Raw genomic sequence first — 15039 nt, 5'->3', positions numbered from 1 at the left:
CATATGCTTGTGGAAATCCCACCCAAAATGAGCGTATCCGGCTTTATGGGGTATCTGAAAGGGAAAAGCAGTCTGATGCTGTATGAACAGTTTGGGGATATGAAATTCAAGTACAGGAATAGAGAGTTCTGGTGCCGGGGATACTACGTAGATACGGTGGGTAAGAACACGGTGAAGATACAGGAATACATAAAGCAGCAGCTTGCAGAAGATAAAATGGGTGAGCAGTTATCGATCCCTTATGCGGGTAGCCCGTTTACGGGCCGTAAGTAACGAAGTCTGATGCAAATGTCAGATCGTATGCGCCTGTTAGGGCGCGGCTGGTAACAGAGCCTTATAGGCGCATCCGAAAAACCTCCGGCTATGCCGGAGGATATTTATTTATTCCGACCTTACTCTTTTGTTTTATTGCAATTGGATGGCTGCGCGGCGCGCAGCCAGTTGAGGACTTTTACGGCGTAGCGATCACGACTGCAACCCGGCGGTTTTCAGCACGACCTTTTGACGTCTGATTACTGGCGATCGGGTATTTTTTCCCGAGTCCCTGCGTTGTCAGATTAGTGCGGGGAATGTTGGCGCCCTGTGCCCACGCATCGGCAACCACATTCGCGCGTTTGAGCGACAGCGCTTCGTTGTAGCTGTCTTCGCCGTAGTTATCGGTATGACCATCCATACGCGCATGGTTTAGCCCGGTAGCTGCCAGTTTGGATGCCATTTCCTGGATCTGCTTTTCACTTTCAGGGCGGAGCTTATAGTCGTTTTTGTCAAACAGGATGTTGTCAGACAGACCAAGAGACCAGTCTCCGGAAGCTTCGGTAAATCCGTACGATTTCATGGCTGCAATTTGCTCCGGGGTAAATTTTCCCTGAGGTGCCTGACAGCCTGCCAAAATCAGTAAAAGCAGAAGGAAAGGGGATGATAGACGTTTTAGCATGTGTAAGTCCTTATTTTTTAATAATGCGTTCAGAACGCAAATTTTTGGCCTGATACATATTTTTATCGGCAAGTTCTTGTAATTTCTCGGCAGAGGCATGTTCCCACGTCAGCGCAAAACCAATGCTGAGAGTCATGCTTGCCTGATGACCGTTATGCAGGTCAAAAGGTCGGTTAAACTCGTGTGACAGTGCCGCGCAGATCCGCTGAACTTCGTATTCAGAGTGAACGCTGTACAGCACCATAGCGAACTCATCGCCGCCAAGTCTGTAGGGGTGATGTCGATTACCACCAAACTCGGACAGCCTGTTTGCAACTTCAATCAGGACCCGATCCCCCGCTGCGTGACCCCAGGTATCATTAATAAATTTAAAATTATCACCATCAAGGAATAACAGTGCGGAGCTGCTGTGGGCGGCATGGTCATTCATCAGGGCGTTAATGCTGCTGCGAAATGCGGCGCGATTCGCCAGGCCGGTCAGCGGATCGTGTAGCGCCGTACGCAAAAGCTGGGCGTTCTTTGCCTGCAGTTTAAGTTGCCACTCCTCCATCTCGTCCAGCAGACTATTAAAATCCTGGGCAAAAAGGTGAAACTCTTCAATGCGCTCTTCTGAAACGCGCCGTGAAAAGTTACGGTTGGTACGAACATCATGTACCACCTCGGTTATATTTTGCAGGGCTTCCACGACGCCATTATGTAAATAACGAGTGAGCATTAATGCAATGCCAGAGGCCAACAGAATGCACCCGGTAAGGACAGCCAGCGACAAATAGATGAAATGGCTGATAACGCTATCGCGCGCAGTCAATCGTACTTCGCCGATGACGTTGCCATTATGCAAAATAGGTTGAGTGACCGGTTGTGGGAACAGCCAGTGGCTGATAAGTCCGCTGATTTTTTCAGTGGTATCCTGCGCGTTATAGCGCCAGGTGGCGATCACCTTCTGGTTTTTATTACGAACTTCTGCAACGGAAAATTGCCCCTGCTGGCCTAGTGCTGCCAGCGTTTCAGTTGCTGCGACGCCATCAGAAAAAACTAATGCTGCTTCAAGCGTGCGGGTCATGGTTGCAGCGGTCAGATCCAGGTTCTTTTGCGCATACTGTCTCAATGCCAGCACCGAAGAAATGCTGAGCAGCAGCCAGATCAGCGTCATAGTTACCAGAACGCTGATTATGCTGATACGCCGTAATGTCCGCTTAAACGTCGGGCGTGTTATGGGAGAATGGCCCTTATCCATGCTTCTGATTCCGTGCAAGCATTAATACGTCCGGACTGACCCTTACGCCACTGCGTGAAAGGGAATCCATATTTACGGAAAATCTCACATCTTCATCTTTAATTATGAGGCAAAAGGCGCTGCCAATAACGCATTCGGGGTTCTGTTCGGCAATTAATAGCAATGCCTTAGACGGATATTTATTCTTTAATTCCACCTGATAAGTAGGGGATTCTTTTCCAAAATAAAAACCGTCACACTGCGAAACTAATATTTCTTGTTCCGTACGAATGATAACGGGAAGATAGGGTAATGCTCCGGCACTGGTATCTCCCAGGACACTGGAAAAACGCGATGAAGAGAAAATACACAGTTTGGGGGGCCCGGACAGTGCAGGCCAGCGCGTATAACTGACGATGCCGGAAACCATAGCGCGTACAGATTTTGCTTCTTCCGTAACGCTTTGGGCGTACAGCGGTAATCCGGTCAGGAGCAGTGCCAGTAGAAGTATGAGTCGGTAAGAATAGCTCATGAATAGTTACCTACCAGCGTTTGCCGTAAAACGTCGAAATACATTCAAGATTATTTAGGACAAAATAACATTATTTTCCTAAGCCGTCATTATGCCAGGTGGAAAGCTATTAGTGATTTAAGTTAAATCTTAGTAATTTATAAAATATAAGCTATTGTTTAATTTAATCTTATTGAGGTGGCACCTTCGTTTGCTCCTTTTTGCCAGGCACTGTGTAACTGGTCAATATTTTCGACCGTATCACAACTTGGGGGAAAGGTTTTCCCGGTCAAACCTCTGGCGTAAACAAAATCCGGCTGGCAGATTTTACGTTGTCCCTCGGCATAACCCTTAAGATATTCCGTACGATCGACTTCGGGGTCATTGTAGTTGTCGGCAAGAGTTTCATTATCTTTAACGGCATACCCCGAAATGGCATCTTGTATTCCGGCGTCGTACCAGGCGGTTCCCGTCCATGTGGGGGCGTGGGTATAAGGATCTATCTGACATCCGCTAAGAAGTAATAGAAATAGGGTGCTGATGAGTTGCTTCATTGCCTGTACTCCCTCGTTTTTTTAAGCATAGTGGATCTCAATACCGGACGGTGTAAATTTTAATGTACGAAGTGGAGGGCGTATTCTGTCATTAAAGTGTATGTTGTAAATTAAAATTTACGGTTTGTGGATTGAAATCTTTACCTGTTGTGTTATCGTTATCTCCTCCTCGCTGAGGATCAACTATCGCAAACGAGCTAAACAGGATCACCACCATGCAAAAAGACGCGCTGAACAACGTACATATTACCGACGAACAGGTTCTGATGACTCCAGAGCAGCTGAAAGCTGAATTCCCGCTGAGCCAGGCGCAAGAAGCGCAAATCTCCCAGTCGCGTAAAACCATTTCAGATATTATCTCTGGTCGCGATCCGCGCCTGCTGGTGGTATGTGGTCCGTGTTCCATTCACGATCCTGAAATGGCTATTGAGTACGCTCGTCGGTTTAAAGCCCTTGCCGCAGAGGTCAGCGATAGCCTCTACCTGGTGATGCGCGTCTATTTTGAAAAACCCCGTACCACCGTCGGCTGGAAAGGGTTAATTAACGATCCTCATATGGATGGCTCTTTTGATGTTGAAGCCGGCCTGAAAATTGCGCGTCAGCTGCTGCTTGAACTTGTGAATATGGGACTACCGCTGGCAACTGAAGCGCTGGATCCCAATAGCCCGCAATACCTGGGCGATCTGTTTAGCTGGTCTGCAATCGGTGCGCGTACCACGGAATCGCAGACTCACCGCGAAATGGCTTCCGGTCTTTCGATGCCGGTCGGCTTTAAGAACGGTACTGACGGTAGCCTGGCGACCGCCATTAACGCGATGCGCGCGGCGGCACAGTCGCACCGCTTTGTTGGTATTAACCAGGCTGGACAGGTTGCACTGCTGCAAACTCAGGGTAACCCGGACGGTCACGTGATCCTGCGCGGTGGTAAAGCGCCGAACTACAGCCCGGCGGATGTCGCCCAGTGCGAAAAAGAAATGGAGCAGGCGGGACTACGACCTTCTCTGATGGTAGATTGCAGTCATGGTAACTCCAATAAAGATTACCGCCGCCAGCCTGCCGTGGCTGAATCCGTGATTGCACAAATCAAAGATGGCAATCGCTCGATCATTGGCTTGATGATTGAAAGTAATATTCACGAAGGCAACCAGTCTTCTGAACAGCCGCGTAGCGAAATGAAATACGGCGTGTCTGTAACTGATGCCTGCATTAGCTGGGAAATGACGGATGCGCTACTGCGTGAAATTAGCCAGGATTTAAACGGCCAGCTGTCGGCGCGTGTAGCATAAGAGGTTGGTTATGGTTGCTGAATTGACCGCATTACGCGATCAAATTGATGAAGTCGACAAGGCACTGCTGGGTTTACTGGCACGTCGCCTGGAGCTGGTGGCCGAAGTCGGTGAAGTAAAAAGCCGCTTTGGGCTGCCTATCTACGTGCCGGAACGGGAAGCCTCTATGCTGGCCTCCCGCCGGGCGGAAGCGGAAGCCCTTGGCGTGCCGCCGGACCTGATTGAAGATGTGCTGCGCCGGGTTATGCGCGAGTCTTACTCCAGTGAGAACGACAAAGGATTTAAAACGCTTTGTCCTTCTCTGCGACCGGTGGTGATTGTCGGCGGCGGCGGTCAGATGGGACGTCTTTTCGAAAAAATGCTCACCCTGTCAGGTTATCAGGTACGGATCCTGGAACAGCAGGACTGGGATCGTGCGCCGGAGATCGTCTCTGATGCGGGCATGGTGATCGTCAGCGTGCCGATCCACGTCACTGAGCAGGTGATCGCCAAATTACCGCGTCTGCCGTCCGACTGCATCCTGGTGGATCTGGCTTCGGTGAAAAATGGTCCTTTGCAGGCGATGCTGGCGGCGCACGACGGCCCGGTGGTGGGATTACACCCTATGTTTGGCCCGGACAGCGGCAGTCTGGCAAAGCAGGTCGTCGTCTGGTGTGACGGACGTCAGCCGGAAGCCTATCAGTGGTTTCTGGAACAGATTCAGGTGTGGGGTGCGAGACTGCATCGGATCAGTGCTGTTGAACACGACCAGAACATGGCATTTATTCAGGCATTGCGTCACTTTGCGACCTTTGCTTACGGTCTGCATTTAGCGGAAGAGAATGTTCAACTGGAGCAGTTACTGGCACTCTCTTCGCCAATTTATCGCCTTGAACTGGCGATGGTCGGACGTCTGTTTGCCCAGGATCCGCAGCTCTATGCCGATATCATTATGTCGTCTGAGAGTAACCTTGCGCTGATCAAACGCTACTACCAACGTTTTGGTGAGGCGATCGGTTTACTGGAGCAGGGCGATAAGCAAGCGTTCATCGACAGCTTCCGTAAGGTGGAGCACTGGTTTGGTGATTATGCGAAACGCTTCCAGAATGAAAGCCGTACTTTGTTGCGCCAGGCTAACGATAGTCGCCAATAAATACGATGCTTGATGGCAACGCTGATGCGTTGTATCAGTCATACAAGGATCGGCTAAATAGAATGCCGGAGAAGCGTAGCGCCATCCGGCATTGTCAAACGTTAGCTTGGATCGACCGGCACCACATTCTCACTTGGATAGCAGCCAAGTACTTTCATCGAGCGCGTAATCTCACCTAACTCCTTCAATGCTTTTTGCATCTGGGGTGATTCCAGGTTGGCCTGGATATCAAGATAAAACATTTCTTCCCACGGATTGCCGTGAATCGGGCGTGACTCCAGTTTAGTTATAATCAGATTATGGTTGCGCAGTACCAGCAGAGCTTCTACCAGCGCACCGGCTTGTTGTCCTGTCGCCATCAGCAACGTGGTTTTTGCTGGCACCTGATCGGAAACATTGATTGCCTTGCGCGCCAGTACCACGAAGCGGGTGATGTTTTGCGTCTGATTAGCTTCGATATGCTCGAGAACCTGCAAACCGTATAGTACGCCTCCGGCTTCGCTCCCCAGAGCCGCCACGCGCGGTGAGTTAGCCTGCGCAACTTTTTCCATCGCCGCCGAGGTGCTTTCGGTGTACTCAATCTTCCAGTGCGGGTAACGACTCAGGAATTTGCTGCACTGCTGGAATGGCTGCGGATGGCTATATACCGTTTCAATGGTCTCGAGATCTGTCGTGCCGGACACCAGTAGGCAGTGGTCAATCGTGATAGTCATCTCGCCAACGATAGACAGGCTGGTGTGCTGTAGCAGGTCGTAAACGTCGTTAATCCCACCGGAACTGGTGTTTTCAATCGGAACCACTGCGTAGTCAGCTTGTCCGGTTTCGACCTGATTAAAGATATCGGCAAATTTCGCGCAGCCGCTTTCTATAAATTGTTCAAAATGGCGGGCAGCATACTGACGTGCGGCAAGATGAGAATATGACCCTTTTGGCCCAAGGAAAGCAACGCGTGCTGAGTGCGGGTTAATTTTGTTCAGATGCTGCTGGAGCAGTGCCTGCTGAGTCAGGACGGAGTCTTCGATTATGAGCTGGAACAGGCGAGTGATGTAGTGAGCATCAAGATGATGTGCTTTGCCAAGCTGAATCAGTCGGTCCAATAGATCGCGCTCACGGTCGATATCACGAACTGGACGATGCGAAAGCAGCTTAGCTTTGCCAACTTCTACGGCCAGTCCACGTCGCTCAGCCAGCAGGGCCAGTAATTTTTCATCCAGCGTGCTGATCTTATCGCGCAGCGCCAGCAATGGGTTATCCGATGTCATAGTGTTGCCTTTCTTGTTATCAATAAAAAAGGCCCCCCGTTGTGGGAGGCCTTATTGTTCGTCTTCGCATTCTTTATCACACGACGAAACGCCTCCCATTCAGGGGAAGGTAAAAAAGAATGCGAAGAAGAACGGGACAAGTTTCATGTAATTTTCCTTTGGCTACGTCAGTAAAGTACCCGTACTGTTTTCACCCTGTCAACAAAAAACGCGCCCGGAGGCGCGTTGGCGATACACTCAATGTAAGGGACTGCTCTTCTTCTGCTTCGACGAAGTTGGCGTCTTTGACTGAAGTTGTTGCACGACGGGCTTCGCCTTTGTGCTGCACTTTATTGAGCTGCCGTTCCAGCTTGTTGATCAAATCGTTAATTGCGGTGTACATATCCTCGTGTTTTGCGCTGGCGACCAGATGTCCGTTCGGTGTATTGATGGTGGCATCAGCAATGAAACCCTGCGGCTCCTTAGACAGAATGATATGTGGATTAATCAGATGAGTTTGCCATTTTTCGAGTTTGGCGAGACGGTCTGCGACATGCTGGCGAATTGCCGGAGTAATTTCCATTTGTTTACTGGTAATGTTCATTGTCATAAATTTTACCTCTTGTCTTTCCCGTCTTGGTGATTCCAGCATACCGTTCCTAATGTCAAAATGTGTGATGTTAATCACATTTTTTTGTCGCTTTTTGTCAAGAAAACCTTTTTGTGAGGCACCGCAGGAACAAGCGATTTTTTACTTGAGGAATACCTGAAAGCAAGCCATATTTGATGAGATGCGTTGCAGCTAAACCGCTTCAGTTGTGGCGTTTACGGATAAAAAAAACGGCAGCCTTTGGGCTGCCGTTTGCATTCTGAGATAAATCAGGTATTGCTGCTGTTGGCGGCAATGATTTTCGCTACTTTTTCTGCCTGCGCATTCATCTGCATCTGGCGATAAGCATTTTCCATTAACGGCAGGGCATTGCGTGTTGCCTGGGTATCCGGGAAGTCGCGCAGCATGCCTTCCACACGGTTTACCACGGCAACCCATGCACCGCGGGCAGTGTAGTATTCCACAACGGAATATTCATACTTCGCCAGACGGTCTTTCAGGAATACCAGACGTTTGGTGGCGTCAGTGGTGTACTGGCTGTTCGGATAGCCACGTACCAGTTTGGAAAAGTCATTAAACGCAGCTCGGGCATGTTGCGGATCGCGATCGCTGCGATCAACACCAAAGAATCCTTGCAGTGCGCTATCATCCAGCGCCATATTGGTCAGGCCACGCATATACATGACATAATCAATGTTAGGGTGTGTCGGGTTAAGACGAATAAAACGATCGATGGCAGCCTGAGCAAGTGGCAGATCGGCGTTTTTGTAGTAGGCGTAGATGAGATCTAATTGCACCTGCTGAGAATACGGTCCAAATGGATAACGGTTATCCAACGCTTCTAATTGCGTTATTGCCTGTTTCCAGTTACCGTCCTGCAGCTTTTGCTGAGCAGTCGCGTAGATTTCATTTGGCGGATTATCGGGCACCTCTTCCTTTGAACCAGAGCAACCCGCCAAAAACAGGCTCAACGTGGCTGCTGCCACCAGATATTTCATGCGCGTCATGACGTTTTGACTTTCCTCAAAATGTTTTACGGGAGATTCTCTGTTCCTGCTCCCGGTTAAGACCAGCTACAATAGCACACTATATTAAACGGCAAAGCCGTAAAACCCAACGTTAAACGAAGAAGCAGTTTATGGCACAACGAGTAGAACTCACCGCAACAGTCTCCGAAAATCAGCTCGGTCAACGCTTAGATCAGGCTTTGGCCGAATTGTTCCCTGATTATTCGCGATCGCGCATAAAAGAATGGATCCTTGACCAGCGCGTACTGGTAAATGGCAATCTTTGCGATAAACCGAAAGAAAAAGTGTTGGGTGGAGAGCGCGTCTCCATCACTGCAGAAATTGATGAAGAGGTTCGTTTTGAACCTCAGGATATCCCACTGGATATCGTTTATGAAGATGATGATATTCTTGTCATCAACAAACCCCGTGACCTCGTAGTGCATCCGGGCGCCGGTAATCCTGATGGCACGGTATTGAATGCATTACTGCATTACTACCCGCCAATCGCGGATGTTCCACGTGCTGGTATCGTGCACCGTCTGGATAAAGACACGACCGGATTAATGGTGGTGGCAAAAACCGTTCCGGCGCAAACGCGTCTGGTGGAGTCGCTGCAACTGCGCGAAATTACCCGTGAGTACGAAGCCGTGGCGATTGGTCATATGACGGCAGGCGGAACCGTTGAGGAACCGATTAGCCGCCACCCGACCAAGCGTACGCACATGGCGGTACACCCGATGGGGAAACCGGCGGTGACGCACTATCGTATTATGGAACACTTCCGTGTGCACACGCGTCTGCGGCTGCGTCTGGAAACCGGACGTACGCACCAGATCCGCGTGCACATGGCGCATATCACCCATCCGCTGGTGGGCGATCAGGTCTACGGCGGTCGTCCGCGTCCACCGAAAGGCGCTTCTGACGAATTTATCTCCGTTCTGCGTAAGTTCGATCGTCAGGCGCTGCACGCGACTATGCTGCGTTTATATCACCCAATTTCAGGTATCGAAATGGAATGGCACGCACCGATTCCACAAGATATGGTGCAATTGATTGAAGTGATGCGCGCTGATTTCGAAGAACATAAGGATGATATTGCCTGGCTATGAGTAAGCTAATTGTCCCGCAGTGGCCGATACCGCAAGGTGTTGTGGCGTGTAGTTCTACCCGTATTGGCGGTGTTAGCATGCCGCCTTATGATTCGCTGAATCTGGGCGCCCATTGCGGCGACAACCCGGAACATGTTGAAGAGAACCGCAAGCGGCTGTTTGCTGCGGGCAATCTGCCGTCAAAGCCAGTCTGGCTGGAGCAGGTCCACGGTAAGGATGTCCTGAAACTGACCGGCGAGCCTTACGCCTCCAAACGTGCGGATGCTTCTTACAGCAATACGCCGGGCACCGTGTGTGCCGTGATGACGGCCGACTGTCTGCCGGTGCTGTTTTGCAATCGCGCAGGAACGGAAGTCGCGGCGGCACATGCGGGTTGGCGCGGATTATGCGCCGGCGTGCTGGAAGAGACGGTGGCGTGTTTTGCCGACAAACCTGAAAACATTATTGCCTGGCTAGGCCCGGCGATTGGCCCGAACGCGTTTGAAGTGGGAGCAGAAGTTCGCGCAGCGTTCATGGCGAAAGATCCGCAAGCGGACCTCGCATTTGTACCGCATGATGATAAATATCTGGCGAATATTTACCAGCTTGCGCGTCAGCGTCTGGCAAATATCGGAGTAGAGAACATCTACGGCGGCGACCGTTGCACGTTCAGCGAAAGTGAGACGTTCTTCTCTTATCGTCGCGACAATACCACGGGTCGTATGGCAAGTTTTATTTGGCTGATATAACCTAAAGAATCAAGACGATCCGGTACGTGTAATTTTCTTTTCACATAATTCAGGTCATTCACCTTGAATAATTGAGGGATGACCTCATTTAATCTCCAGTAGCAATTTTGACCTGTTATGGGAGGAGTTATGCGTCTGGATCGTCTTACTAATAAATTCCAGCTTGCTCTTGCCGATGCCCAGTCACTCGCATTGGGGCACGACAATCAATTCATCGAACCACTTCATCTAATGAGCGCCTTGCTGAATCAGGAAGGGGGATCGGTACGTCCTTTATTAACGTCTGCTGGCATTAATGCTGGCCAGTTACGTACAGCCATTGACCAGGCGTTGAGCCGGTTGCCGCAGGTAGAAGGTACCGGCGGTGATGTGCAGCCTTCTCAGGATCTGGTGCGTGTACTGAATCTTTGCGACAAGCTGGCGCAAAAACGTGGGGACAACTTTATTTCGTCAGAACTGTTCGTACTGGCGGCGCTTGAGTCACGCGGTACGCTGACCGATTTACTAAAATCAGCAGGTGCGACGACCGCGAATATCACTCAGGCAATTGAACAAATGCGTGGAGGTGAAAGCGTGAATGACCAGGGGGCTGAAGACCAACGTCAGGCCTTGAAAAAATATACCGTCGACCTGACCGAACGTGCCGAGCAGGGCAAACTCGATCCGGTTATCGGGCGTGATGAAGAAATCCGCCGTACCATTCAGGTACTGCAGCGTCGTACTAAAAATAACCCGGTGTTAATCGGCGAACCAGGTGTTGGTAAAACGGCCATCGTTGAAGGGCTGGCCCAACGAATTATCAATGGTGAAGTGCCGGAAGGCTTAAAAGGTCGCCGTGTGCTGGCGCTGGATATGGGTGCGCTGGTGGCTGGGGCCAAATATCGTGGTGAGTTTGAAGAACGCTTAAAAGGCGTGCTGAACGATCTCTCGAAACAGGAAGGCAATGTCATCCTGTTTATTGATGAGCTGCATACCATGGTTGGGGCGGGTAAAGCCGATGGCGCAATGGACGCCGGGAACATGCTGAAACCTGCGCTGGCACGCGGGGAACTGCACTGTGTAGGCGCAACAACGCTTGATGAATATCGCCAGTACATCGAAAAAGATGCGGCACTGGAACGTCGTTTCCAGAAAGTATTTGTAGCCGAACCTTCAGTAGAAGACACCATCGCGATTCTGCGTGGCCTGAAAGAACGTTATGAGCTGCACCACCATGTGCAGATCACTGACCCGGCGATTGTTGCGGCAGCTACGCTGTCTCACCGCTATATTGCCGATCGTCAGTTGCCGGACAAAGCTATCGACCTTATCGATGAGGCGGCATCCAGCATTCGTATGCAGATTGACTCCAAGCCGGAGGAACTCGACAGACTCGACCGCCGTATTATCCAGCTCAAACTGGAACAGCAGGCATTAATGAAAGAGTCTGATGAGGCGAGTAAAAAACGTCTCGAGATGCTCAACGAAGAGCTGGACGATAAAGAGCGCCAGTATTCTGAATTAGAAGAAGAGTGGAAAGCTGAAAAAGCATCCCTTTCGGGAACGCAAACTATCAAGGCTGAGCTGGAGCAGGCGAAAATCGCTATCGAACAGGCGCGTCGTGTCGGCGACCTGGCGCGGATGTCTGAACTGCAGTACGGCAAAATTCCTGAACTGGAAAAACAACTGGAAGCAGCCACCCAGTCTGAAGGCAAAACCATGCGTCTGCTGCGTAATAAAGTCACGGATGCAGAAATTGCAGAAGTGCTGGCGCGCTGGACCGGGATCCCGGTTGCTCGCATGCTGGAAGGCGAACGGGAAAAACTGTTGCGTATGGAGCAGCAGTTGCACAGCCGCGTGATTGGCCAGAACGAAGCGGTGGAAGCCGTTTCTAACGCCATCCGTCGTAGCCGTGCTGGCTTGTCCGATCCAAATCGCCCGATTGGTTCATTCTTGTTCCTCGGCCCAACCGGTGTCGGTAAAACTGAACTGTGCAAAGCGCTGGCAAACTTTATGTTCGACAGTGATGATGCCATGGTGCGTATCGATATGTCCGAGTTTATGGAGAAACACTCGGTGTCTCGTCTGGTCGGGGCGCCTCCGGGATATGTCGGCTATGAAGAAGGTGGATATCTGACAGAAGCGGTACGTCGCCGTCCTTACTCTGTCATCCTGCTGGATGAAGTGGAGAAAGCGCACCCGGATGTGTTCAATATTCTGTTGCAGGTGCTTGACGATGGTCGTCTGACTGACGGGCAGGGGAGAACGGTCGACTTCCGTAATACGGTTGTCATCATGACCTCGAACCTGGGGTCCGATCTGATTCAGGAACGCTTCGGTGAGCTGGACTACGGCCACATGAAGGATATGGTCCTGGGCGTCGTGAGCCATAATTTCCGCCCGGAATTCATCAACCGTATAGATGAAGTTGTTGTATTCCATCCGTTGGGTGAGCAGCACATTGCTTCTATTGCACAGATCCAACTGCAACGTCTGTACAAACGTCTGGAAGAGCGTGGCTATGAAATTCATATCTCTGACGAGGCGCTTAAACTGCTGAGTGCGAATGGTTACGATCCGGTGTATGGCGCACGTCCACTCAAACGTGCTATCCAGCAACAGATCGAAAACCCGCTAGCGCAGCAAATTCTGTCTGGTGAGCTGATTCCAGGCAAAACGATTCGGCTGGAAGTGAATGACGATCGCATTGTGGCAGTGCAGTAAGTCACAAAACGACAATAAACGAGCCCTGCGGGGCTCGTTTTTGTTTAAAAACAAAGCAAAAATCAATGTGATGGTTGAAAAGTAGTCGCTTGATAAGTTTTTTGTATTTTTAACTTGTCAGCCTGAAATAACTCCCTATAATGCTCCTCCACTGACACGGAACAACGGATTACAAACCGCCGGGTCAGCAGAGAAAAGCGAAAATAAACGCTTGACTCTGCAGCGGGATGGCGTAATATGCACACCCCGCGCCGCTGAGAAAAAGCGAAGCGGCACTGCTCTTTAACAATTTATCAGACAATCTGTGTGGGCACTCGAAGATACGGATTCTTAACGTCGCAAGACGAAAAATGAATACCAAGTCTCTGAGTGAACACGTAATTCATTACGAAGTTTAATTCACGAGCATCAAACTTAAATTGAAGAGTTTGATCATGGCTCAGATTGAACGCTGGCGGCAGGCCTAACACATGCAAGTCGAACGGTAGCACAGAGGAGCTTGCTCCTTGGGTGACGAGTGGCGGACGGGTGAGTAATGTCTGGGAAACTGCCCGATGGAGGGGGATAACTACTGGAAACGGTAGCTAATACCGCATAACGTCGCAAGACCAAAGAGGGGGACCTTCGGGCCTCTTGCCATCGGATGTGCCCAGATGGGATTAGCTAGTAGGTGGGGTAACGGCTCACCTAGGCGACGATCCCTAGCTGGTCTGAGAGGATGACCAGCCACACTGGAACTGAGACACGGTCCAGACTCCTACGGGAGGCAGCAGTGGGGAATATTGCACAATGGGCGCAAGCCTGATGCAGCCATGCCGCGTGTATGAAGAAGGCCTTCGGGTTGTAAAGTACTTTCAGCGAGGAGGAAGGTGTTGTGGTTAATAACCGCAGCAATTGACGTTACTCGCAGAAGAAGCACCGGCTAACTCCGTGCCAGCAGCCGCGGTAATACGGAGGGTGCAAGCGTTAATCGGAATTACTGGGCGTAAAGCGCACGCAGGCGGTCTGTCAAGTCGGATGTGAAATCCCCGGGCTCAACCTGGGAACTGCATCCGAAACTGGCAGGCTAGAGTCTTGTAGAGGGGGGTAGAATTCCAGGTGTAGCGGTGAAATGCGTAGAGATCTGGAGGAATACCGGTGGCGAAGGCGGCCCCCTGGACAAAGACTGACGCTCAGGTGCGAAAGCGTGGGGAGCAAACAGGATTAGATACCCTGGTAGTCCACGCCGTAAACGATGTCGACTTGGAGGTTGTGCCCTTGAGGCGTGGCTTCCGGAGCTAACGCGTTAAGTCGACCGCCTGGGGAGTACGGCCGCAAGGTTAAAACTCAAATGAATTGACGGGGGCCCGCACAAGCGGTGGAGCATGTGGTTTAATTCGATGCAACGCGAAGAACCTTACCTACTCTTGACATCCAGAGAAGTTTGCAGAGATGCGAACGTGCCTTCGGGAACTCTGAGACAGGTGCTGCATGGCTGTCGTCAGCTCGTGTTGTGAAATGTTGGGTTAAGTCCCGCAACGAGCGCAACCCTTATCCTTTGTTGCCAGCGATTCGGTCGGGAACTCAAAGGAGACTGCCAGTGATAAACTGGAGGAAGGTGGGGATGACGTCAAGTCATCATGGCCCTTACGAGTAGGGCTACACACGTGCTACAATGGCATATACAAAGAGAAGCGACCTCGCGAGAGCAAGCGGACCTCATAAAGTATGTCGTAGTCCGGATTGGAGTCTGCAACTCGACTCCATGAAGTCGGAATCGCTAGTAATCGTGGATCAGAATGCCACGGTGAATACGTTCCCGGGCCTTGTACACACCGCCCGTCACACCATGGGAGTGGGTTGCAAAAGAAGTAGGTAGCTTAACCTTCGGGAGGGCGCTTACCACTTTGTGATTCATGACTGGGGTGAAGTCGTAACAAGGTAACCGTAGGGGAACCTGCGGTTGGATCACCTCCTTACCTTAAAGAAACGTTCTTTGTAGTGCTCACACAGATTGTCTGATGAA

General features: G+C 50.8%; 14 protein-coding genes, 1 rRNA gene and 1 other annotated feature. Of the genes, 7 read left to right on the top strand and 8 right to left on the bottom strand.

Annotated elements, in window-relative coordinates; genetic code table 11:
* Positions 1-273 (top strand): IS200/IS605 family transposase (tnpA, locus tag OGV38_RS08270; RefSeq protein ID WP_286473102.1); only part of this gene is annotated, 273 nt, incomplete at its 5' end.
* A 178-nt stretch (positions 274-451) separates the two neighbouring features.
* On the opposite strand, the gene OGV38_RS08265 is transcribed toward tnpA, so the two are convergent.
* From OGV38_RS08265 to OGV38_RS08250, 4 genes are all read right to left on the bottom strand, one after another.
* Positions 452-934 (bottom strand): OmpA family protein, encoded by a 483-nt coding sequence (locus tag OGV38_RS08265; protein WP_016154071.1) that lies wholly within the window; start codon positions 932-934, stop codon positions 452-454.
* A 10-nt stretch (positions 935-944) separates the two neighbouring features.
* On the bottom strand, positions 945-2171 hold the full coding sequence (dgcN, locus tag OGV38_RS08260; RefSeq protein WP_047414892.1) for a diguanylate cyclase DgcN/YfiN: 1227 nt from the start codon (positions 2169-2171) through the stop codon (positions 945-947).
* Positions 2164-2682, bottom strand: coding sequence for a regulatory sequestration protein YfiR (gene yfiR, locus OGV38_RS08255; RefSeq protein ID WP_016157185.1), 519 nt, complete (start codon positions 2680-2682; stop codon positions 2164-2166). The genes dgcN and yfiR overlap by 8 nt, the downstream gene beginning before the upstream one ends.
* A 158-nt stretch (positions 2683-2840) precedes the next feature.
* Complete coding sequence (locus OGV38_RS08250) at positions 2841-3215, bottom strand: DUF2799 domain-containing protein (RefSeq protein WP_016157184.1); 375 nt, start codon at positions 3213-3215, stop codon at positions 2841-2843.
* Positions 3216-3430: 215 nt separating this feature from the next.
* Between OGV38_RS08250 and aroF the strand changes: the two genes are divergently transcribed.
* Complete coding sequence (gene aroF, locus OGV38_RS08245; protein WP_016154067.1) at positions 3431-4501, top strand: 3-deoxy-7-phosphoheptulonate synthase AroF; 1071 nt, start codon at positions 3431-3433, stop codon at positions 4499-4501.
* Positions 4502-4511: 10 nt separating this feature from the next.
* A complete protein-coding gene (gene tyrA / locus OGV38_RS08240; protein WP_016154066.1) occupies positions 4512-5633 on the top strand; it encodes a bifunctional chorismate mutase/prephenate dehydrogenase in 1122 nt (373 codons plus the stop codon).
* 101 nt (positions 5634-5734) lie between these two features.
* Here the strand turns inward: tyrA and pheA are convergent, their stop codons facing one another.
* The 4 genes from pheA to bamD all read right to left on the bottom strand — a co-directional run bounded on the left by pheA (position 5735) and on the right by bamD (position 8491).
* Positions 5735-6895, bottom strand: a complete 1161-nt coding sequence (gene pheA / locus OGV38_RS08235) for a bifunctional chorismate mutase/prephenate dehydratase (RefSeq protein ID WP_269520040.1) — start codon at positions 6893-6895, stop codon at positions 5735-5737.
* Positions 6896-6917: 22 nt separating this feature from the next.
* Positions 6918-7043 (bottom strand) — a sequence feature (Phe leader region).
* Positions 6995-7042, bottom strand: a complete 48-nt coding sequence (gene pheL, locus OGV38_RS08230) for a pheA operon leader peptide PheL (RefSeq protein WP_100250063.1) — start codon at positions 7040-7042, stop codon at positions 6995-6997. It overlaps the preceding feature by 48 nt.
* A gap of 42 nt (positions 7044-7085) precedes the next feature.
* Complete coding sequence (raiA, locus tag OGV38_RS08225) at positions 7086-7484, bottom strand: ribosome-associated translation inhibitor RaiA (RefSeq protein ID WP_502874068.1); 399 nt, start codon at positions 7482-7484, stop codon at positions 7086-7088.
* A 269-nt stretch (positions 7485-7753) separates the two neighbouring features.
* A complete protein-coding gene (gene bamD, locus OGV38_RS08220; protein ID WP_016154064.1) occupies positions 7754-8491 on the bottom strand; it encodes an outer membrane protein assembly factor BamD in 738 nt (245 codons plus the stop codon).
* A gap of 131 nt (positions 8492-8622) precedes the next feature.
* Between bamD and rluD the strand changes: the two genes are divergently transcribed.
* From rluD to OGV38_RS08200, 4 genes are all read left to right on the top strand, one after another.
* Positions 8623-9603 (top strand): 23S rRNA pseudouridine(1911/1915/1917) synthase RluD, encoded by a 981-nt coding sequence (rluD, locus tag OGV38_RS08215; RefSeq protein WP_016154063.1) that lies wholly within the window; start codon positions 8623-8625, stop codon positions 9601-9603.
* Positions 9600-10331: a purine nucleoside phosphorylase YfiH gene (gene yfiH, locus OGV38_RS08210; RefSeq protein ID WP_181635282.1), complete on the top strand. Its 732-nt coding sequence runs from the start codon at positions 9600-9602 to the stop codon at positions 10329-10331. Before rluD ends, yfiH begins: the two co-directional genes overlap by 4 nt.
* 129 nt (positions 10332-10460) lie before the next feature.
* Positions 10461-13034, top strand: coding sequence for an ATP-dependent chaperone ClpB (clpB, locus tag OGV38_RS08205; RefSeq protein WP_047499529.1), 2574 nt, complete (start codon positions 10461-10463; stop codon positions 13032-13034).
* Between the two features lie 416 nt (positions 13035-13450).
* Positions 13451-14992, top strand: a 16S ribosomal RNA gene (locus OGV38_RS08200).
* Positions 14993-15039: the final 47 nt, after the last annotated feature.

It is taken from the genome of Citrobacter sp. Cb080 (genome assembly GCF_030334745.1).
Classification (GTDB): domain Bacteria; phylum Pseudomonadota; class Gammaproteobacteria; order Enterobacterales; family Enterobacteriaceae; genus Citrobacter; species Citrobacter braakii.
Note: the sequence above shows the minus strand (reverse complement) of the source record. Positions and strands in the feature narration are given on the sequence as shown.

Coding starts and splice junctions, on each gene's coding strand:
- OGV38_RS08265 (WP_016154071.1), bottom strand. CDS start 934: ATGCTAAAACGTCTATCATCCCCTTTCCTTCTGCTTTTACTGATTTTG.
- dgcN (WP_047414892.1), bottom strand. CDS start 2,171: ATGGATAAGGGCCATTCTCCCATAACACGCCCGACGTTTAAGCGGACA.
- yfiR (WP_016157185.1), bottom strand. CDS start 2,682: ATGAGCTATTCTTACCGACTCATACTTCTACTGGCACTGCTCCTGACC.
- OGV38_RS08250 (WP_016157184.1), bottom strand. CDS start 3,215: ATGAAGCAACTCATCAGCACCCTATTTCTATTACTTCTTAGCGGATGT.
- aroF (WP_016154067.1), top strand. CDS start 3,431: ATGCAAAAAGACGCGCTGAACAACGTACATATTACCGACGAACAGGTT.
- tyrA (WP_016154066.1), top strand. CDS start 4,512: ATGGTTGCTGAATTGACCGCATTACGCGATCAAATTGATGAAGTCGAC.
- pheA (WP_269520040.1), bottom strand. CDS start 6,895: ATGACATCGGATAACCCATTGCTGGCGCTGCGCGATAAGATCAGCACG.
- raiA (WP_502874068.1), bottom strand. CDS start 7,484: ATGACAATGAACATTACCAGTAAACAAATGGAAATTACTCCGGCAATT.
- bamD (WP_016154064.1), bottom strand. CDS start 8,491: ATGACGCGCATGAAATATCTGGTGGCAGCAGCCACGTTGAGCCTGTTT.
- rluD (WP_016154063.1), top strand. CDS start 8,623: ATGGCACAACGAGTAGAACTCACCGCAACAGTCTCCGAAAATCAGCTC.
- yfiH (WP_181635282.1), top strand. CDS start 9,600: ATGAGTAAGCTAATTGTCCCGCAGTGGCCGATACCGCAAGGTGTTGTG.
- clpB (WP_047499529.1), top strand. CDS start 10,461: ATGCGTCTGGATCGTCTTACTAATAAATTCCAGCTTGCTCTTGCCGAT.